Below are 19,197 nucleotides of genomic sequence, written 5' to 3'. Positions count from 1 at the left end.
GCCGATCTCGGAATCAGGGTCGGCGCAGCGTCCCGGACGGCACCGGCGGGACGGCGCCGCCTCCGGCGTCCGCACGCCCGGCCGCGCGGCCCCCGGAGCCGCGTCCCCCGGTGCCCGCGCCCCCGACGTCCGCGATCAGCCGGGACCAGCGGGGCCCGATGCGGTCCAGATCATGGCGGCGCACGGAGCGCAGCGCCTGTTCGCCGAGGCGGTCGCGCAGGTCCGGGTCCTCGATCAGCTTGCGGAGCGCCGCGGTGAGCGCCTCGACGTCCCCGGCGGGGACGAGCAGCCCGTCCTCGCCCGAGGTGATCAGCTCGGCGGGGCCGTGCGGGCAGTCGAACGACACGACCGGCAGGCCCATGCCCATCGCCTCGATGACGACCATCGGCATGCCCTCGCGGCGCGACGACAGGACGTAGACCGACGCGCGCCGCATCTCGGCGGGCAGGTCGGGCGTCCTGGCGCGCAGCTCGACCGCGCCGGTCAGGCCGAGGTCGCCGATCATCGCGCGGAGCCGGTCGCGCCGCGCCCCGGAGCCGAAGATGCGCAGGGTCCAGTCCGGGTGCTCGGCGGCGATCGGCGCGTAGGCGCGCAGGAGCAGGTCGAACCCCTTGGTGCGGACGAGCCGGCCGGCGGCGAGCACCACCGGGTGCTCGCGCCGCGACGGCGGGCCCGGCAGCGGCGGCGCCGCGTTCGGGATCCGGACGATGCGGACGCCGGACCCGGCGAGCGCACGCGCGTAGTCGGCGCGGGCGGCCTCGGTGAGCGTGGCGAGGACGGTGAGCCGCCGGTACGCGCGGACGACCTGCCGCCGCAGCGCCGGCCGGTAGGAGCCGAGGCTCATGTGGTCCTGCCCGATCGTGACGGTGCCGCGCGGGGCGAGCTCGGCGGCCAGCAGGACGAGGGACGGCCGGGTCGCGATGAGGACGTCGGCCGGCGCGCCGTACAGGACGCGCAGGAGCCGGACGTCCGTCCAGAGGCTCATGTGGCGGAACGACGCCTCGTCGGCCGGTGTCAGCAGGCTCGGCAGCCGGGCCAGGAGGCGGGCGCGCCGGTTCCCCGGGGCGTACCGGTCGTCGGCGTAGGTGACGGCGACGCCGGGCGGCACCGGGAAGAACGGCTTCCTGCTCCGCCTCAGCGCGCTGACGATCTCGACGTCGTGGTCGCGGGCCAGATGCCCGGACAGGTTGAGCACCGTTCGGATCGTCCCGCCGGTCCCGTGGGCGTTCTGCAGGAGGACCCGGACGCGCAGCCGCTCACCGGGCGTGGGGGGCCGCCGCCACCGCAGCGGGCGCAGCGTCCACAGCGCCCCGCGGCGCACGGCCCGGTGTGCCGCGCGCCGGACGCGGCGGCGCAGTCTCAGCGGTCGCGCCGACTCGTTCACCAGGCCCCCGATCGCAGACGGACGTGTCTCGCGTCCTTCCCGTCCGGGGCCTGGTCAACGCCAACCGGTGGTCAAGTACGGCCGGTGGTGGAGTCGGCCGGTGGTCAAGTACGGCCGGTGGTGGAGTCGGCCGGTGTTCGGTCAGCCGGTGGTGACGGTGCGGTCGAGGGCGCCGCCCTTGACCCACCGGCTCCACGACATCTCGTAGTAGCTCCAGCCGTTGTTCCAGTCGAGCCCGCGCTTGCTGCCGGTGATGATCACCGGGTCGCCGCGGTAGGAGAAGTTGTAGAACCACCGGGCGTCCTTGGGCGGGGAGTTGACGCAGCCGTGGCTGACGTTCTGGCGCCCCTGCGCCCACACGGTGGCGGCCATGGAGTGGACGTACTCGCCGCTGTTGGAGATCCGCACCGCGAACGGGATGACCTCCTTGTAGCCGCCGTTCTTCTTGTCCTTGGGGTCGACGCCCATCCACTCCGACGTCATGATCGCCGGATTCTCCTTGCCCATCGTCAGATGGACGCCGCTGGTGGTGAGGAAGGTGTCGACGCCGTTGACCACGCGGCCGCCGCGCCCCGCGCTGATGGGCCAGGTCCGGACCGTCTTGCCGTTCTTCTTGACGACGGCCTTCTTCTTCTTGGTGCTGATGTGCGTGATGTGCGAGTCGCCGATGCGGAAGGTGCGGGTGAAGTCGGCCACGCCGTAGGTCCGCTTGCCGGACTTCACCCCGGCCAGCCTGGCCTTGAGGGACACCGTCTGGTTGGGCTGCCAGTACTGCCCGTTCTTCGTGCGGAAGACGACCGTGGTGTCGTTCATCCAGAACCAGGCGCCGGTGGCCGGCTTGGCGGACTTGACCTCCAGGGCCTTCTCCACGGCCTTCTTGTCGCCGACGGCGCGGTTGAAGACGACCTGGATCGGCATGCCGACGCCGACCTTCTCGTTCTTGCTCGGCGTGACGTCGGCGATCTGCAGCTCGTTCGCCGCCTTCAGCGTCGCGAACGTCGCGTTGACCGTGGTCGACTTGCCCTGGGGGCTCTTGGCGACCGCGGTGACCTGGTACCTGGCGCCGGGGCGCAGCGTGCGCGACTTCCAGCGCGTCTTGTCGGCGCCCATCGCGCCGGCCACCGGCTTGCCCCTGAGGGTCACGGTGACCTGCTCGAGCGTGCCGCCCGCGGCCGTGACGACGACGCCGTCCTCCGGCTTGGCCTTGGTGTTGCCGTTGCCGGGGTCGATCGTCACCTGCGGAACGCTCGAGTCGCCCTTCTCCCCGACGGTCACGCCGGCGTCCTTCTCGCCCCCGCTGCAGGCGGTCGTGAGGAGGAGGACGACCCCCGCCATACCCGCGCCTGCCCGGACTCCTGCGGAAACCCTCCGCTGCACCACGACCTCCAGTACCCCGCCGTCTATCTGGAAGACATTAGCGACAAAATCCGTCGATCATGCCACGACCGGGGGTTTTGGCGAACGTCCGAGATCAAAGCGTTGCATCAGCGGAGGGCGCTCCCCTCGCTCCACTTGGCGAACGGCATCTGCCAGAAGCTCCAGCCGTTGTCGTACTCGACCTCGCGGTCGCTGCCGGTCAGCTTGATGACGTCGCCGCGCTGCATGGTGTCGTAGTACCACTTGGCGTTGGCGGGGCTGACGTTCAGGCAGCCGTGGCTGACGTTCGCCGACCCCTGCGACCCGACCGACCAGGGCGCCGAGTGGACGTACTCGCCGCTGTTGGAGAAGCGGACCGCGTAGTTGACGACCGTCTTGTAGTAGCCGGGGTCGCCCTCCTGGCGGCCGGGCGACGTCATCGTGACGGGGTTGCCCTTCTCCATCAGCAGGTGGACGCCGCTGGTGGTGGTGAACTCCCGGGTCTGCCCGTTGCCGGCGCTGAACGGGATGGTGCGCAGCTTCTTGCCGTCGCGCGTCACGGTCATGCTGTGACCGCCGATGTCGCCGGTGGTGATCTGCGCGGCGCCGATGCTGAGGGTGGCCTCGGAGTCCTTGGCGCCGTACACGCCGCCGCCCGCGTTCACGCCGGCCAGCGAAGCGTGGAAGCGGACCGTCTGGTGCGGCTGCCAGTACGTCTTCGTCCGGTAGACGACCTGGTCGGGCGCCAGCCACCGCCACGCGCCTTCGACCGGCTTGTCCGGGGTCACCCGCAGCGTCCGCTCCACGGCGGCCTTGTCGGTGACCGGGCGGTCGAACCGGACGAAGATCGGCATGCCGACGCCGACCTTCTCCCCCGTCACGTTCGGGGTGACGTCCACGATCTTCAGCGTCTCGGCCGGCTTCAGCGTGGTGAACGAGCTGGTGACCGTGCGGGTCTCGCCGCCGGCGCGGGCGTGCGCGGTGACGGTGTAGGACGTCCCGGGCGTCAGGGTGCGGGTGGAGCGCCACGTCTTGCGGCCGTCGTCGAACCGGCCGCCGACGGCGGCGCCCTCGCCCTGGACGGTCACGTCCTGCAGCTTGGCGCCGGAGGACTTCACCTCGATGGTGCCGTCCGGCTTGACCTGGGCGGTCCCGTTGGCCGGGGTGATCGTCACCGCGGTCTCGGACTCGCCCGAGGCGAGCTTGCCCGCGCCGCCGATCGAGCAGCCGGTCGCGAGCAGCGCGACCGCTCCCGCGCCCCCGGCCAGCACGAGCCCCATACGACCCTTGATCGCCACAAATCCCCCAAATCCGTCAATTCACCCCGTGTCAGTGAATCTACCTACACATGAAGACGCCCCGAACCTCGGGGAAGTTCGGGGCGTTCGACGGGGAACCGCTGCTCAGGCGGTCGTGCCGGACGAGGCGGGTTCGCGGTTGATGCGCCGCAGCAGGCGCTTGAAGCCCCACACCGAGACGCCGATGCCGATCGCGCCCAGCCCGGTCACGATGCCGGTGCGGATCCACAGGTACATGCTGATCGACTGGTTGAACAGCATCCAGAGGCTGACGCCGACGTTGGCGAGCAGGACCGCCGACCACAGCAGCGAGATCTTCAGGAAGAAGCGGTGGACCCTGTCGTGCTTGTAGAAGGCGTCCGGGATCGGCGCCATGTCCTTGGCGAGCTTCATGGCGAGCGGCTTGCCGAGCGGCACCGAGGCCAGGAAGGCCATGCTCACGCAGAGCGTGCCGAGCGTCGGCTGCAGGAAGTAGATGACCGCGCTGTGCGTGGCGGCCGCCAGGCCCGCGCGGACGGTCACGCCGACCGCGGCCAGCATCAGCATCCCCGACACCGGGTGGCCGCGCACGTAGCGGTAGATGATGCCGCCGTAGACCCAGGCGACGGCCGCGACCAGCGCGCCGTTCAGGCCGAGGAGCATGAGCGCGGCGTAGAACACCGCCACGGGGGCGATCACGCCCTCCACGAACCGCGGGAGCGCGTGCATGAGCAGCGCGGTCACCCGCGGCAGCTCGAAGACGTGGTGCCCGTCGTGCTCCTTGGGCGCCCTGGTGAGGCCGCCCTGCGTCGCGGGGGAGGATGCCTCCGCCGCGGGCGCGGTCGCCGTTGGTTCCATCGAGCGCTGCGCTCCCCGATCGGTGTGCATGGACTCGGATGTGCTCACGATTCGCCCCACCGTACGTGATGAGCCGTGGCCGTCCGTCCGTTTTCGAACGATCCGCGCCGAGCGGCTTGTTCCCTCCTTAGTTCGGCTCCTGGACCCGCCGGGTGCGGGCCGCGGCCGGATGCGGCCAGAGTCGAACCGATTGCTTCGGGGCTTATTTCCGACTTTAAGCCTCCCTCACCTCGCTGCTCATCCGGGGTGCGGCTCACCTTGGGGCGACTGCGAGACCCCCCGGGGAGCCGCTGGACTCAACATGCTCAGTCCGCCGGCGCCCCGCCGCTGCGCCCCTCCGCTCCCCCTTCGGGCGGGGTCGGCTGGACGTCCCTGGCCGCCGCGTAGATCGCCCGCAGGGTCACCGCGACCGACGGCCTGCGGACGCTCGCGGTCCGGGTGACGGCGTACACCTCGCGGGCCAGCGTGCACTCGGGGATGCGCCGCACCGCCACGCCCCGGTCGCCCGCGGCGAGCGCCAGCGCCGGCACCGCGGTGATGCCGATGCCCCGCGCCACCAGGCTCAGGATCGTGTGCAGCCCCTCGAACTCCCACGGCACCGGGCGGGCGCCGCCGACGGTGTCGAGCAGCCGCTCGACGGCCTGCCGGGACGGCTCGCCGGGCGGCGCGGCCATCCACGGCTCCTCCCGGAGCCGCTCCAGGTCGACCGGCCGCCCCGGGTCCGACATCGGGTGCGCCTCCGGCACCACGAGGACGAGCGGGTCGCGGCGCAGGTGGAAGAACTCCAGCGCGGCGGGCGCCTGGTCGGGGACCTTGCCCGTCCAGTCGTCGATGAGGGCGATGTCGACCTCGCCGCTCTGCACCTGGCGGATGCCGGTGCCGGGCGCGGTCTGCCGCAGCACGAACGTCAGCCCGGGATGCTCCCCCAGGCTGCGCGCCAGTGCGGGCGCGAAGGCGACGGCGGCGGTCGGGAAGGCGGTCACCACGATGCGGCCCGAGGGGGCGTCGGCCTGCGCCGACAGCTCCGCCTCGACCGTCTCGACCAGTCCGAGGATCTCCTCGGCGCGCTCGGCGAGGCGGCGCCCGGCGTCGGTCAGCTCGGCGCTGCGGGCGGTCCGGTCCAGCAGCGGGACGCGGGCCTCCCGTTCGAGCGCGGCGAGCTGCTGGGAGACCGCGGACGGGGTGTAGCCGAGGGCGGCGGCGGTCGCGGCGATGCTGCCGCGGCGGGCGAATTCGGCGAGCAGCCGCAGGCGGCGCAGTTCGAGCATCAGTCCATCTTATGGTCAGCATCGATGAGACTCGCTTGTAATGATGCTTGCATCGGGCAAGAGTGAGGCGAGCCCGGCCGGGTCGCACACGGGGATTCCACGGTCACCCACCGTCTGTTTCGCCATGCCCTTTTCACCTTCGGGAGCACTGATGCCTGCCCAGAACGAGTACGCACCCGTCCGGCCGCTGTCCTTCGCGCCGCGCCCGGTTCCCCTGTCGGCGACCCTCGCGGTCAACGAGGCGATCGCCCGAAAGCGCAGGGAGGGCGAGCGCGTGCTCCCCCTCGGTTTCGGGGAGGCCGGGATCCCCATACATCCCGCGCTGACCCGGGAGCTGGAATCGGCGGCGGGCCGCGGCGCCTACGGCCCGGTCGCCGGGTCGGCCGCGCTGCGCGCCGCCGCCGCCGGGTACTGGGCCCGGCGCGGGCTGCCCACCGACCCGGCCGCGGTCGTCGCCGGGCCCGGCAGCAAGCCGCTGCTGTTCGCGCTGCTGACCTCGCTCGGCGGCGACGTGGTCGTGGCGGCGCCGAGCTGGGTGAGCTACGCGGCGCAGGCGTCCCTCGCCGGCGCCGAGCCGATCCGCGTGGCCACCCCGCCGGGCGAGGGCGGCGTGCCGAGCCCGGCGCTGCTCGCCGACGCCGTGGTGCGGGCCCGCGCGCGGGGACGCGAGGTCCGCGCGGTCGTGGTGACGCTGCCCGACAACCCGACGGGGACGATCGCCTCCGAGGAGACCGTCCGGCGGCTGTGCGCGGTGGCGCGCGAGCATGACCTCGTCGTCATCTCGGACGAGATCTACCGCGACCTCGTGCACGCGCCGGGACGGCCGGTGCCGAGCCCCGCCCTGTACGCGCCGGAGCGGACCGTGGTGACGACCGCGCTGAGCAAGAGCCTCGCCGCTGGCGGCTGGCGGCTCGGCGTCGCGCGGCTGCCGGACGGGCCGTTCGGCCGCGCGCTGCGCGACAGCCTGCTCGGGGTGGCGAGCGAGATCTGGTCGAGCGCCCCGGCCCCGATGCAGCACGCCGCCGCCTACGCCTTCGCCGAGCCGCCCGAGCTGGTCGAGCACGTCGACCGCAGCCGGCGGCTCCACGCCGCGGTCACCGGCGCGGTCGCCGACCGGTTCGCCGCCGCCGGCGCGCGCCTCCGCCGTCCGGAAGCGGCCTTCTACGTCTACCCCGACTTCGGGCCGCTACGGGACGTGCTGCGCGAGCACCACGGCGTCCGCACGGCCGCCGACCTCACGCACCTGCTGCTGGAGCGGTACGGGATCGGCGTCCTGCCCGGCAGCTCGTTCGGGGACGCGCCCTCGGCGCTGACCATGCGGGTGGCGCCGAGCCTGCTCTACGGGGAGGACGACGAGCAGCGCCGCACGGCCCTGGCCTCCCCCGCGCCCGCCGCCCTGCCGTGGATCGCGGGCGCGCTGGACCGGCTGGGCGAGGTGCTCGGCGACCTCACGGTGAGCATCACGGCAGGCGAGCCCGCGCTCGCCTGAGGGCGGTGCGCGGGGCCGCGGCCCGTCCGATCACCGGGCGGGCCGCGGCCCTCTGCGTGAGGGGGCGGGCGCGCACCGTCACCCCTGGCGGGGACGGCCGGGAAAGACCGCGCGAAGGTTCCCCGCCCGGCCCGACCGGGGCGGATAAGGGTGGTGTAAGGTCCAACGACGCACGGGGCGAACGTCACTAATCGACCAGCGGCAGGGCAACGGGACGCCCCGTCGCCCTTACCCGTGGTAAATCCAGGACGAGCGCGAAGTCACGCGAGTGATGAAAGAAGGCGAGGGGGCCCGTCATGAGGCATGCACGGGACGGGGCTGCCGCGGCGATGAGCGCCGCCTCCAGGATTCTGGTCGCACGGGGCAAGAACGAGCCGCAGGAGATGGAGAACCCCGACGTCGCGTGGGGCCAGCGGGCCCGTGACGGGGTGTGGGTGCCGACCAGGGACGGGCAGCGCATCCACCTCGGCATCGACGCCACCGCCGCCGACACGGTCGCGCAGGTGCTGCGCCCCAGCCTGCGGGTGTTCGTCGGCGTGGACGTCGACACCGACATCGTCGCGCAGACCACGGCCGGCGGGGTGCGGCTGCTCACCGTGATCCACGGCCCCGACGCCCCGACGGAGTTCCGCTTCGCCGTCTCCCTCGCCGACGGCCTCGCCCTGGAGTCGATGCCGTCCGGCGGCTACGACGTCGTCCACCTGCGCTACGGCGCCACCGTGGGACGGCTCTACAACCCGTGGGCGAGCGACTCGATGTTCCGCCAGGTGAAGGCCGACTACACGCTGGACGGGACGGCCGTCACGATGCGGGTCCAGCACACCGACGCCTACTACCCCGTCGTCGCCGACCCGCACTACGAGCGCTGAGCCGCGCCCCTGGGACGGCGGCCCGCGGGCCCCGAAGGGGCTCCCCGAAGTCGAGTTCCCGGCGGATGTAGCCGGAGCGTCTCGATACCGATCCCCCCTCGCCGTACAGCACCGCCTCGGGCGGGGTCCTCCACCACGCCGCGATCCGCACCGCGAGCGGGGCCGGGTACGCGTCGCGGGCGGCGCCGGCCGGTGGAACGTTCCGGCCGGATCAGGCCGCCGGGCACGCCGGCACGTGCCGCCGGGGCGGACCCCGGCGCGTCCGGCCGCCGTCATATGGTGGGGGCCACGGGCCGCGTTCCGGCCCCGGCGACGGCGCCGGGAGCACGACCGCCCCGGTCCCCCGAGACTGGAGTCATCGTGATCTTCACTCATGACACCGAGCACGCGCTCGCCGTCGTCGTCGACCTGATCAACACCGGCGCGGGGACGTCCGGCGCCGAGGAGCTCGGCGGGCTGCCCGGCCTGCGCGCCTTCGTGGACCGCAACGCCTTCAGCGACGTGGGCGAGCTGACCGAGGCCGACCTGGTCCGGGTGCTGGACCTGCGCGAGCGGTTCCACGCGGTGTTCCGCGCCGGCGACGTGCCGGCCGCGGTCGCCCGGATCAACGAGATCGTCGGCGAGGTCCGCACCACCCCGCACCTGACTGACCACGACGGCTACGACTGGCACGTGCACTTCTTCGCGCCCGGCGCGCCGCTCGGCGAGCACCTGGCCGCCGACTGCGGCATGGCGCTGGCCTACGTCGTGGCCGCCGGCGAGTTGGACCGGCTGCGCACCTGCGAGGCGCCGGACTGCTCGCGCGTCCTGGTCGACCTGTCCCGCAACCGCTGCCGCCGCTACTGCGACAGCCGGACGTGCGGGAACCGCATGCACGTGGCCGCCTACCGCGCACGCCAGCGCGAGGCGGCCCACTAGCCGGTCAGGGCGGACACCGCGTCCAGGGCCCGGCGGGCCGCGGGAACGTCGTGGACGCGGAAGACGCGGGCGCCGAGCAGGGCGGACACGCCGAGGACGGCCATGGTGCCGACGCCGCGCCTGTCCACGGGGCGGCCGAGCGTCTCCCCGATGAAGTCCTTGTTGGACACCGCGACCAGTACCGGCCAGCCGGTGGCGGTCATCTCGCCGAGCCGCCGGGAGATCTCCAGCGACTGGCGGGTGTTCTTGCCGAAGTCGTGGGCGGGGTCGATGAGGATCGCGTCCCGCCGCACCCCGAGCGCGACGGCGCGCTCCGCCTCGGCCGTCACGTGACCGATCACGTCCGCGACCACGTCGCCGTAGCCGATCCGGTGCGGGCGGGTGCGGGGGCCGAGGGGGCCCGCGTGCGCGCAGACCAGGCCGATGCCGTGCGCGGCGGCGACCTCGGCCAGCCGCGGGTCGGGCCCGCCCCAGGTGTCGTTGAGCAGGTCCGCGCCGGCGCGGGCGACGGCCTCGCCGACCTCCGCGCGCCAGGTGTCGACGCTGATCACCACGCGGGGGTGCCGCTCGCGGACGGCGGCGACGAGGTCCACCACCCGGCGCAGTTCCTCGTCGACGCCGACGTCCTCGCCGGGACCGGCCTTCACGCCGCCGATGTCGACGATGTCGGCGCCGTCCGCAACGGCCCGGCCGACGGCGTCCAGGGCCGCGCCGAAGCCGTAGGTGGCGCCCCTGTCGAAGAACGAGTCGGGCGTGCGGTTCACCACGGCCATGATCGCGTGGCGGCCGATCTCGCGCCCGTTCAGCCGCAGCGGCGGCGCGTCCGGAGAGCTCATGATGGGTCCCACGTTGGCACAGGGGCGCCCCGGCGGGCGAACCAGAAGTGAATTCGGTTCAAACGGTGCCCTCCCTCGTCATCACCCCGGCGTGGTCGGTAATCTCATAAATCACGCTCGTTACGGGTTCACCCGTGGTGGGCCCACATCGGACTTTTTTCAGCCATGGAGGATCCGCTGTCCAGGCGAGCACTCATCACCGGCATCACCGGACAGGACGGCTCGTACCTGGCCGAGCATCTGCTTGAGCTGGGATACGAGGTCTGGGGCCTGGTGCGGGGGCAGGCGAACCCCCATGTGTCGCGGCTGCGCAAGCACATCGGCGACGTGCAGATCACCACCGGCGACCTGCTGGATCAGGGCAGCCTGATCTCGGCGGTGGAGCGGGTGCAGCCCGACGAGGTCTACAACCTGGGCGCGATCTCCTACGTCCCGATGTCGTGGCAGCAGGCCGAGCTCACCGCCGAAGTGACCGGGATGGGCGTGCTGCGGACGCTGGAGGCGATCCGCGTCGTGTCGGGCATCAGCCCGTCCCGCACGCCGGACCGCGAGCAGATCCGCTTCTACCAGGCGTCGTCGTCGGAGATGTTCGGCATGGTCCGGGAGACGCCGCAGAACGAGAAGACCCCGTTCCACCCGCGCAGCCCCTACGGCGTCGCGAAGAGCTACGGGCACTACATCACGCAGAACTACCGCGAGTCCTACGGGATGTTCGCGGTCAGCGGGATCCTGTTCAACCACGAGTCGCCGCGCCGGGGCGCCGAGTTCGTGACCCGGAAGGTGTCGCTGGGCGCGGCGCGCATCAAGCTGGGCCTGGCCACCGAGCTGCGCCTCGGCAACCTGGACGCGCGGCGCGACTGGGGTTACGCGGGCGACTACGCCCGCGCGATGCGGCTGATGCTCGCCCAGGACGCCCCCGAGGACTACGTCATCGGAACGGGCCAGACGCAGTCGGTGCGGGAGCTGGTGGAGTTCGCGTTCCGCACGGCGGGCCTGAACTGGGAGGACCACGTCGTCCTGGACGCCAAGTACACCCGGCCCGCCGAGGTCGACCTGCTGTGCGCCGACCCCAAGAAGGCCCGCGAGCAGCTCGGCTGGGAGCCGGAGATCACCTTCGAGGGCCTGGTGACGATGATGGTCGAGTCGGACCTGCGGCTGCTGTCGGAGTCCGCGCGCCCCGAGGACGAGCCGTTCAGCCCCGACCATTGGTGATCCGCTGACCGTCCGCGTGGCACGATGCAGATATGGGCAATTGTGAGCATGTGCAGTCGGTTCCGGCGGTGGACCCGGCCCCGAACACCCCGCAGGGATGCGAGGAGTGCCTGGCGGAGGGCACGCGCTGGGTCCACCTGCGGCTGTGCCTCGGCTGCGGCCATGTGGGCTGCTGCGACTCCTCCCCCATGCGGCACGCGACCGCGCACTACCGGAAGGAGGGGCACCCGATCGTCCGGTCGTTCGAACCGGGCGAGGACTGGCGCTGGTGCTTCGCCGACGAACTGATCGTCTGATGCCGGACGTCCCGCTGCGCAGCGGGCCCGGCCGCTGGATCCTGCTGGCGACGGTGCTCGGGTCGGGCGTGGCACTGCTCGACTCCACGGTCGTGAACGTCGCGCTGCCCGCCCTGGGCCGCGACCTGCACACCGACGTGGCCGGCCTGCAGTGGACGATCAACGCCTACACGCTGACGCTCGCCGGGTTCATCCTGCTCGGCGGGTCGCTGGGCGACCGGTTCGGGCGCCGCCGGGTGTTCCTCATCGGCGTCGTGTGGTTCGCGGCGGCGTCGGTCCTGTGCGGCGTGGCGCAGAACATCGAGATGCTGATCCTGTCGCGGGCGCTGCAGGGCGTCGGCGGGGCGCTGCTGACCCCGGGATCGCTGGCGATCATCCAGGCGTCGTTCGCCGCCGACGACCGGCCCCGCGCGGTCGGCGCCTGGTCGGGGTTCGGCGGCGTCGCGGCGGCGGTCGGGCCGTTCGCCGGCGGCTGGCTGGTGGAGGCGGCCGGGTGGCGGTGGGTGTTCCTGCTGAACGTGCCGCTCGCCGCCGTCGTGGTGCTGGTGTCGCTGCGGCACGTCCCCGAGACCGTCGACCCGGACGCCCGCGGCCGCTTCGACGTGCTCGGCGCCGTGCTGGCGGCGCTCGCGCTGGCCGGGACGACGTACGCGCTCACCGAGGCGCCGGGCGGGGGCGCCCCGCCGCCGGTGATCGGGACCGCCGCCGTGCTCGGCCTCGCCGCGGCCGTCGCCTTCGTGCTGCTGGAGCGGGCGCGCGGCAGGGGCCGCCGCCTGCCGGGCGCGCGGCCGGGACGGGAGGCGCCGCAGCCCATGCTGCCGATGGGCGTGTTCTCCTCGCGGCAGTTCTCCGCCGTCAACGTCGTCACGTTCCTCATGTACGGCGGGATGGGCGTGCTGTTCTTCCTGGTCGTGGTGAACCTCCAGGTCGTCTCCGGGTTCTCTCCCATCGCGGCGGGCACGGCGCTGCTGCCGGTGACCGTGCTGATGCTGCTGCTGTCGTCGCGGGCGGGCGCACTGGCGCAGAAGATCGGGCCCCGGCTGCCGATGACCGCCGGGCTGCTGGTCGCGGCCGCCGGGATGCTCCTCGTCGGCCGGATCGGGGAGGACGCGTCCTACGTGCGGGACGTGCTGCCCGCCGTGCTGGTGTTCGGGCTCGGGCTGTCGGCGGTCGTCGCGCCGCTCACCGCCACCGTCCTCGCCACCGCCGACGCCCGGCACGCGGGCGTGGCCAGCGGCATCAACAACGCGGTGGCGCGGGCCGCCGGGCTGCTGGCGGTGGCGGCGATCCCGCCGCTGGCCGGGCTGACCGGCGACGCCTTCGACGATCCCGCGAAGTTCTCCAGCGGTTTCTGGATCTCCATGGCGGTGTGCGCGGCGCTGCTCGCCGCCGGGGCCGTGCTGAGCTTCCTCACCATCGGCGACGACGCGCTGCGCACCCCGTCCGGGGAGACGGTGGCGCCGGAGTGCAGGAGCCACTGCGCGGTCGGCGCCCCGCAGCTGCAGCCGGAGCCGGAGACCGTCCCCTCCGCCGGAGGCCCGGCGGAGGGCCCGCGCGCCTGACCGCCCGCCCGCCCGTCCGGGACGATTCCGCGGGCCGATTCCGGCTATGTCCAGGACCGCAGCGGTTCGGTGGCATACGGTCGGCACATGAATCTGCGGCAGCTGCGCTATGTCGTGGCGACCGCCGACCACGGCACGATGACGTCGGCGGCCCAGGCTCTCTACGTCGCCCAGCCCGCGCTGTCGCGGGCCGTCCGCGAGCTGGAGCGCGAGCTCGGCGTCGAGCTGTTCGCCCGGTCCGGCCGCGGCGTCGTCCTCACCCCCGTCGGCGAGCAGGTCGTCCGGCAGGCCCGTGTCGCGCTGGACGCCGTCGAGGCGATCGAGGGGCTGTCCGTCGCCCGCGCCAACGGCCGCGGCGCGGAGCTGCGCATCGCCGTCACCGCGTCGCTGGAGCCGGAGCTGACCGGCCGGCTCGTCCCCCGCTTCGCCCGCCACCAGCCGGCCGTCCGGGTCCGGGTGGTCCGCTGCGACGACCGCGACCAGGTCGCGTCGGCGCTGCGCACGGGCCGCGCCGACCTCGCGCTCACCGACCTGCCGGTCCCCGGCGACATGTCCGCGCACCCGTTCGAGCAGCGCGAGGTCGTGCTGATCTCGCCGCCCGCGCTGCAGGTCCGCGAGCCGGTGCCGCCCGCCGCGCTGCACGGCATGCGGCTCGTGCTGCCCGCCCGCGGCACCGCCCGGCGCGCCGAGATCGACGCGGTGCTGCGCCGCGCCGGCGCCACCCCGGTCGCCGCGATCGAGTCCGACGAGCGGGGCGCGTGGCTCGGCTGGGTCCGCGCGGGGATGGGCTCGCTGCTGTGGTACCGCAACCAGATCGAGGACACCGAGGGCGTGACGGTCCGCTCGTTCATGCCGCCGATCACCCGCATGATCGGGCTCGTCCACGCGCACCGCAAGCTGCCGCCCGCCGCCCGCGACTTCCTGACCTTCGCCAAGGAGGCCGGGCGCGACGCCCACTGACCGGCGCCGCACACCGACCCGCGCCGCACACCGGCCCACGCCGGTCATGTCATGATCTGGCGAGTGGAGACGACGCACGCACTCTGGCTGCTGGCAGTACCGGTGGCGGCCCTGATGGTGGCCGCGGGGGCGCGGCGCATCGGGCTTCCGGCGCCGCTGATCCTGGTGATCGCCGGGCTGGGCCTGTCGTTCGTCCCGGGGGTCCCCGAGTTCGAGCTCGACCCGGAGTTCGTGCTGTACGTGTTCCTGCCGCCGCTGCTGTTCGCGGCGGCCTGGCAGAGTTCCTACAGCAATTTGCGCGACAACGTCTGGTCGATCGGGCTGCTGTCGGTGGGGCTCGTGCTGTTCACCACGTTCGCCGTGGGCTACGCGGCGCACCTGCTCGTCCCCGGCCTGCCGCTGTCCGCGGCGTTCGTGCTCGGCGCGATCGTGGCGCCGCCGGACGCGGTCGCGGCGGTGAGCGTCGCGCAGCGCCTCGGGCTGCCGCGCCGGACGGTGACGGTGCTGGTCGGCGAGAGCCTGTTCAACGACGCGACGGCGCTGACGGCGTTCCGGGTGGCGCTGATCGCGGCGACCGGCGCCGGGTTCACGCTCACGGAGGGCGTGGGCAGGTTCCTGTTCGCCGCGGCCGCCGGGACGGCCGTCGGGCTGCTGCTGGGGCCGCCGCTGCACTGGCTGCGGACGCGGCTCCGCGACCCGCTGGTGGAGAACGGCGTCGCGCTCGTGGCGCCGTTCGCCGCCTACCTGATCGCCGAGAGCGTGCACGCCTCCGGCGTGATCGCGGTGGTCGTGAGCGGCCTGTACCTCGGGCACCGGGCCACCGAGTCGGCGGCGGTGACCCGGCTGATCGGGCACTCCTTCTGGAAGGTCATGGTCTTCCTGCTGGAGTCGGTCGTCTTCCTGCTCATCGGCCTGCAGCTGCCGCCGGTCGTGCACGGCCTGTCGGACCGCAGCTGGCAGCAGCTGGCCTGGTGGGCCGTCGCGGTCTTCGCGGTCACCGTCGCCGCGCGCTTCGCGTGGGTGTTCCCCGCCTCCCGGCTCCCGCGGCTGCTGTCGCGGCGGGAGCGGTCGCGCGAGAGCCTCGGCTGGCGCGGCCTGACGGTGGTGTCGTGGGCGGGGATGCGCGGGGTGGTGTCGCTCGCCGCGGCGACCGCGATCCCGTTCAGCGCGGCCGGCGGCCCGTTCCCCGGACGCGACCTCATCCTGTTCCTGACGTTCACGACCGTCCTCGGGACGCTGCTGGTGCAGGGGCTGACCTTCCCGGCGCTGATCCGCGCGCTGCGCATCGGCGGCGAGCGGGAGCGCTACACCGACACCGTCGCGGAGGCCGGCGCCCAGCACGCGGCGGCCCAGGCGGCGCTGGACCGGCTGGAGGAGCTGAACGCCGAGGAGCGGCTGGACGAGGCGGTGGTGGAGCGGCTCCGCCAGCTCGCCGAGCACCGCCAGCTGCGCGCCTGGGAGCGGCTCGGCGGCGGGACGGGCCCGGAGGGCGAGGAGGTCCCGACGGCGACGTACCGGCGGCTGCGGCGGGAGATGCTGATGGCCGAGCGGGTGGTGTTCGTCCGCATGCGGGACGAGCGGCGCATCGACGACGAGGTCCTGACCCGCGTCATGCACGAGCTGGACCTGGAGGAGGTCGCCCTCAACCGCGATTAGCGGCGCCCCCGCGGGCGGATGCCGTCCCGGCCACGGCGGGCGCCGTGGCCGGGACGCCGGGACCGGTCAGACCGACCCGTTGAGGGGGTGCTCGGGCAGCTCGACGGCGTAGGACTCCTTCACCACGTCCAGGTGGTGCCAGGACTCCAGTACCGTCGCGCCGGGCACGGACCTGATGGCGTCGAGCACGGCCACCAGCTCGGCGCGGGAGGCCGCCTCCGCCTGCCCGACGATGTCGTAGCGGCCGAAGCCCGTCGCCAGGTAGCGGACGCCGTCCTGGGCGGCGACGGCCTCCGCGACCTTGCGCAGCCCGCCGGTCACCACCAGGCCGAACCCGCCGAGCTCGGCGGCGCCGAGGGCGAGCGGGTCGGCCAGCCCGGTGACCTGGATGACGCCGGTGCGCATGAGCCGCACCACCCGGGCGCGGGTGGCCGCCTGCGACAGGCCGATGACGTGCGCGAGCCGGGTGTAGGGGGCGCGCCCGTCCCGCTGCAGCTCGTGCAGGAGCCGCCAGTCGATGCCGTCGAGGCTGACCTCGCCGAGCTCGCGCACCACCGAGTGCGTGTCGCGCACGGTGGCGACCGAGCGGAACACCTCCGCCGCGCGCACGCCGGGGACGGACCGGATGTGGTCCACCTCGGCCGCGAGCGCGGCGTCGTCGCGGGTGCGCACCTGCGCGACCAGGTCGTGCGGGCCGGCGGTCAGCGCGGTGAAGCTGACGGCGGGCCGCTCGGCGATGGCCGCGGCCACCTCCCGGGCGGAGCCGTCCACGGTGACCGACACGTGCCCGATCGCCTCCGCGCCGACCACGGCGGCGTGCACGATGCCGACGACGCGGACGACCTGCGTTTCGAGAAGGTGCTGCACCCGTGCCCGCACGGCCGTGCGGGAAAGCCCGACGCGATCGGCGAGCGCCTGGAACGTCGCCCTGCCATCCCGCTGGAGCTCGCGGACGAGCACGGCGTCGACCGCATCCAGCACGGCTCTCCTCCTCGACATGTGATGAATCGTTTTGCCAGCAACTGCAAGATCATTCCATTTCAGGACGGTATGACGTCAAATATTGATCTTGCTCGTGTTCGCCCTGCCCGTCGGCCGTCGAAGCGTCGGCGACCGGTTCGGCGCGGCGACGTTTCCGACGCCGCGAAAACCGCTGCGGCAACACAACGCTGCCGCGCGGGCCGGGCCGCACCGCGGGGCGGCGGGCGGGCGGGGTGGCGCCGGTCACCCCGGCGGGCGCCCGGGCGGGGACCGGGCCCCGCCGCACGCCCGGCGCCGCGCGGCCGGCACGGCGGGCGGCGCGGGCGGGCATGGCTGACCGGGCCCAAGTGCGTGACCTGCATGCGCTTCTCCCGGTGTTCTGCTGTCACGCCCGTTACGGCGGTTCCGCCGTCCGCGTGAGACACATGTAAAAAAAGTGCATCGTGGGCGCAGTTACGTCAAGAGGTAACTTTACAGAGAGCCAAGCCCTACGTTGCACCGTTTTCCACCGGGTCCGGCGGTTCACTTTCGTTATGCCAGGAAGAAGGCGGGAACATCGCCGCGGACCGGCCGGTCGCGCCGGGGGGACACACAGTCATCACCCCTGGGTACGGCCCGGTGCGGCCTTTCCGGGAGGGCTTGTCCGGACCATCGCCGGGTATGGCCGACAATGTACGGTGGCCCAGCCACTCCGGATCCGCGATTGGTGTGTAGTACAGCCGTGCACCTGCTGAACGGTGAGCGTTCCGCTCACGACCTCACCTACAACGACGTCTTCATGGTCCCCCGCCGTTCCTCGGTCGGGTCGCGCCTGGACGTCGACCTGTCCACCGCGGACGGCAGCGGGACGACGATCCCGCTCGTAGTCGCCAACATGACGGCCGTGTCCGGCCGGCGGATGGCCGAGACCGTCGCCCGGCGCGGCGCGCTCGCGGTGCTCCCGCAGGACATCCCGGCCGAGGTCGTCGCCGAGGTCGTCGGCTGGGTCAAGGGGCGCGACCTGGTCGTGGACACCGCGATCCGGCTGGACCCGGGCAGCACGGCCGGGGACGCCCTCGCGCTGCTGCCCAAGCGCGCCCACAACGCCGTGATCGTCGTCGAGGACGACCGCCCGGTGGGAGTGGTCACCGAGGCCGACTGCCAGGGCGTCGACCGGTTCGCGCAGCTCCGCGACATCATGTCGCGCGACCTGGTGACGCTGCCCGCCGGCGTGGACCCGCGGGCGGCGTTCGACCGGCTGCACGACCGCGGCCACCGGCTCGCCCCCGTCGTCGACGCCGAGGGCCGGCTCACGGGCGTCCTCACCCGCACCGGCGCGCTGCGCGCCACCCTCTACCAGCCCGCCGTGGACGGCGCCGGCCGGCTGCGGATCGCGGCCGCGGTCGGCGTGAACGGCGACGTCGCCGGCAAGGCCAAGGCGCTGCTGGAGGCGGGCGCCGACCTCCTCGTCGTCGACACCGCGCACGGCCACCAGGCCAAGATGCTGAGCGCGCTCGCCGCCGTCCGCGGCCTGGACCCGGCCGTCCCCGTGGTGGCGGGGAACGTGGTCACCGCCGAGGGCACCCGCGAGCTGATCGAGGCGGGCGCCGACATCGTCAAGGTCGGCGTCGGCCCCGGCGCGATGTGCACGACCCGGATGATGACGGGGGTGGGGCGCCCGCAGTTCTCCGCCGTCCTGGAGTGCGCCGCCGAGGCGCGCCGGCTCGGCCGGCACGTGTGGGCGGACGGCGGCGTCCGGCATCCGCGCGACGTGGCCCTGGCCCTCGCGGCCGGCGCGGCGAACGTGATGGTCGGGTCCTGGTTCGCCGGCACCTACGAGTCGCCGGGCGACCTGCAGCGCGCCGCCGACGGGCGGCTCTACAAGGAGAGCTTCGGGATGGCGTCGGCGCGGGCCGTGCGGCTGCGCACCGCCGAGGACTCCCCGTTCGACCGCGCGCGCAAAGCCCTGTTCGAGGAGGGCATCTCCACGTCCCGGATGTTCCTGGACCCGCGGCGCCCCGGCGTGGAGGACCTGATCGACCAGATCGTCGCGGGGCTGCGCAGCTCGTGCACCTACGCGGGCGCCCGCACGCTGGAGGAGTTCCACGAGCGGGCCACGGTCGGCATCCAGAACCCGTCCGGCTTCGTCGAGGGCATGCCGCTGTCCACGAGTTGGTAAAGCCCCGCCGGACGGTTTTCGATCATCGCGGGCTCCCCAAACGAGGCCGGATTCCCTATCCTGGGCACTATCTGTCCCAGAGGCATCACCCGCTCGCATGCGGTCGACTCCCACGCA

General features: G+C 73.4%; 16 protein-coding genes. 9 read left to right on the top strand and 7 right to left on the bottom strand.

Features of this window, described 5'->3' with window-relative positions; genetic code table 11:
• Positions 1-13: 13 nt before the first annotated feature.
• The 5 genes from SM611_RS29580 to SM611_RS29560 form a co-directional block, all read right to left on the bottom strand.
• Positions 14-1,384, bottom strand: a complete 1,371-nt coding sequence (locus tag SM611_RS29580) for a glycosyltransferase family 4 protein (protein ID WP_371953588.1) — start codon at positions 1,382-1,384, stop codon at positions 14-16.
• Between the two features lie 141 nt (positions 1,385-1,525).
• Positions 1,526-2,719 carry a L,D-transpeptidase gene (locus SM611_RS29575; RefSeq protein ID WP_371953587.1) on the bottom strand — a complete coding sequence of 398 codons (1,194 nt, stop codon included), beginning with the start codon at positions 2,717-2,719 and terminating at the stop codon, positions 1,526-1,528.
• 149 nt (positions 2,720-2,868) lie between these two features.
• Positions 2,869-4,020, bottom strand: coding sequence for a L,D-transpeptidase (locus SM611_RS29570; RefSeq protein WP_371953586.1), 1,152 nt, complete (start codon positions 4,018-4,020; stop codon positions 2,869-2,871).
• Between the two features lie 123 nt (positions 4,021-4,143).
• Entirely contained in the window at positions 4,144-4,923 is a 780-nt protein-coding gene (locus SM611_RS29565) for a VC0807 family protein (RefSeq protein ID WP_371953585.1), read from the bottom strand.
• 257 nt (positions 4,924-5,180) lie between these two features.
• Complete coding sequence (locus SM611_RS29560) at positions 5,181-6,143, bottom strand: LysR family transcriptional regulator (RefSeq protein ID WP_371953584.1); 963 nt, start codon at positions 6,141-6,143, stop codon at positions 5,181-5,183.
• Between the two features lie 151 nt (positions 6,144-6,294).
• Between SM611_RS29560 and SM611_RS29555 the strand changes: the two genes are divergently transcribed.
• The 3 genes from SM611_RS29555 to SM611_RS29545 all read left to right on the top strand — a co-directional run bounded on the left by SM611_RS29555 (position 6,295) and on the right by SM611_RS29545 (position 9,419).
• Positions 6,295-7,632: a pyridoxal phosphate-dependent aminotransferase gene (locus tag SM611_RS29555; protein WP_371953583.1), complete on the top strand. Its 1,338-nt coding sequence runs from the start codon at positions 6,295-6,297 to the stop codon at positions 7,630-7,632.
• Positions 7,633-7,928: 296 nt separating this feature from the next.
• Positions 7,929-8,501, top strand: coding sequence for a hypothetical protein (locus SM611_RS29550; protein ID WP_371953582.1), 573 nt, complete (start codon positions 7,929-7,931; stop codon positions 8,499-8,501).
• A 360-nt stretch (positions 8,502-8,861) separates the two neighbouring features.
• Entirely contained in the window at positions 8,862-9,419 is a 558-nt protein-coding gene (locus SM611_RS29545; protein ID WP_371953581.1) for a CGNR zinc finger domain-containing protein, read from the top strand.
• Here SM611_RS29545 and folP read toward each other — a convergent pair.
• Positions 9,416-10,255, bottom strand: a complete 840-nt coding sequence (folP, locus tag SM611_RS29540; RefSeq protein ID WP_371953580.1) for a dihydropteroate synthase — start codon at positions 10,253-10,255, stop codon at positions 9,416-9,418. The two genes, SM611_RS29545 and folP, sit on opposite strands and share 4 nt — an antisense overlap.
• Positions 10,256-10,432: 177 nt before the next feature.
• On the opposite strand from folP, the gene SM611_RS29535 reads away from it, so the two are divergent.
• The 5 genes from SM611_RS29535 to SM611_RS29515 all read left to right on the top strand — a co-directional run bounded on the left by SM611_RS29535 (position 10,433) and on the right by SM611_RS29515 (position 15,941).
• Complete coding sequence (locus SM611_RS29535) at positions 10,433-11,467, top strand: GDP-mannose 4,6-dehydratase (RefSeq protein ID WP_371953683.1); 1,035 nt, start codon at positions 10,433-10,435, stop codon at positions 11,465-11,467.
• A 32-nt stretch (positions 11,468-11,499) separates the two neighbouring features.
• Positions 11,500-11,763, top strand: a complete 264-nt coding sequence (locus SM611_RS29530) for a ubiquitin carboxyl-terminal hydrolase 14 (RefSeq protein ID WP_371953579.1) — start codon at positions 11,500-11,502, stop codon at positions 11,761-11,763.
• Positions 11,763-13,325, top strand: a complete 1,563-nt coding sequence (locus SM611_RS29525) for an MFS transporter (protein ID WP_371953578.1) — start codon at positions 11,763-11,765, stop codon at positions 13,323-13,325. Before SM611_RS29530 ends, SM611_RS29525 begins: the two co-directional genes overlap by 1 nt.
• Positions 13,326-13,412: 87 nt before the next feature.
• Entirely contained in the window at positions 13,413-14,285 is an 873-nt protein-coding gene (locus tag SM611_RS29520) for a LysR family transcriptional regulator (protein ID WP_371953577.1), read from the top strand.
• Positions 14,286-14,348: 63 nt separating this feature from the next.
• A complete protein-coding gene (locus SM611_RS29515; RefSeq protein WP_371953576.1) occupies positions 14,349-15,941 on the top strand; it encodes a Na+/H+ antiporter in 1,593 nt (530 codons plus the stop codon).
• A gap of 66 nt (positions 15,942-16,007) precedes the next feature.
• Here the strand turns inward: SM611_RS29515 and SM611_RS29510 are convergent, their stop codons facing one another.
• Positions 16,008-16,922 carry an Lrp/AsnC family transcriptional regulator gene (locus SM611_RS29510; protein WP_371953575.1) on the bottom strand — a complete coding sequence of 305 codons (915 nt, stop codon included), beginning with the start codon at positions 16,920-16,922 and terminating at the stop codon, positions 16,008-16,010.
• Positions 16,923-17,643: 721 nt separating this feature from the next.
• Here SM611_RS29510 and SM611_RS29505 point away from each other — a divergent pair.
• Entirely contained in the window at positions 17,644-19,080 is a 1,437-nt protein-coding gene (locus tag SM611_RS29505; protein WP_371953574.1) for a GuaB1 family IMP dehydrogenase-related protein, read from the top strand.
• The last annotated feature ends 117 nt before the right edge of the window (positions 19,081-19,197 follow it).

The organism is Actinomadura monticuli (assembly GCF_041463655.1).
GTDB classification, from domain to species: Bacteria; Actinomycetota; Actinomycetes; order Streptosporangiales; family Streptosporangiaceae; genus Spirillospora; species Spirillospora monticuli.
Note: the sequence above shows the minus strand (reverse complement) of the source record. Positions and strands in the feature narration are given on the sequence as shown.

Bases quoted from the DNA above. Each gene is read 5' to 3' on its own strand.
- SM611_RS29575 (WP_371953587.1), bottom strand. From the start codon at position 2,719: ATGGCGGGGGTCGTCCTCCTCCTCACGACCGCCTGCAGCGGGGGCGAG.
- SM611_RS29570 (WP_371953586.1), bottom strand. From the start codon at position 4,020: ATGGGGCTCGTGCTGGCCGGGGGCGCGGGAGCGGTCGCGCTGCTCGCG.
- SM611_RS29560 (WP_371953584.1), bottom strand. From the start codon at position 6,143: ATGCTCGAACTGCGCCGCCTGCGGCTGCTCGCCGAATTCGCCCGCCGC.
- SM611_RS29555 (WP_371953583.1), top strand. From the start codon at position 6,295: ATGCCTGCCCAGAACGAGTACGCACCCGTCCGGCCGCTGTCCTTCGCG.
- SM611_RS29550 (WP_371953582.1), top strand. From the start codon at position 7,929: ATGAGGCATGCACGGGACGGGGCTGCCGCGGCGATGAGCGCCGCCTCC.
- folP (WP_371953580.1), bottom strand. From the start codon at position 10,255: ATGAGCTCTCCGGACGCGCCGCCGCTGCGGCTGAACGGGCGCGAGATC.
- SM611_RS29530 (WP_371953579.1), top strand. From the start codon at position 11,500: ATGGGCAATTGTGAGCATGTGCAGTCGGTTCCGGCGGTGGACCCGGCC.
- SM611_RS29525 (WP_371953578.1), top strand. From the start codon at position 11,763: ATGCCGGACGTCCCGCTGCGCAGCGGGCCCGGCCGCTGGATCCTGCTG.
- SM611_RS29520 (WP_371953577.1), top strand. From the start codon at position 13,413: ATGAATCTGCGGCAGCTGCGCTATGTCGTGGCGACCGCCGACCACGGC.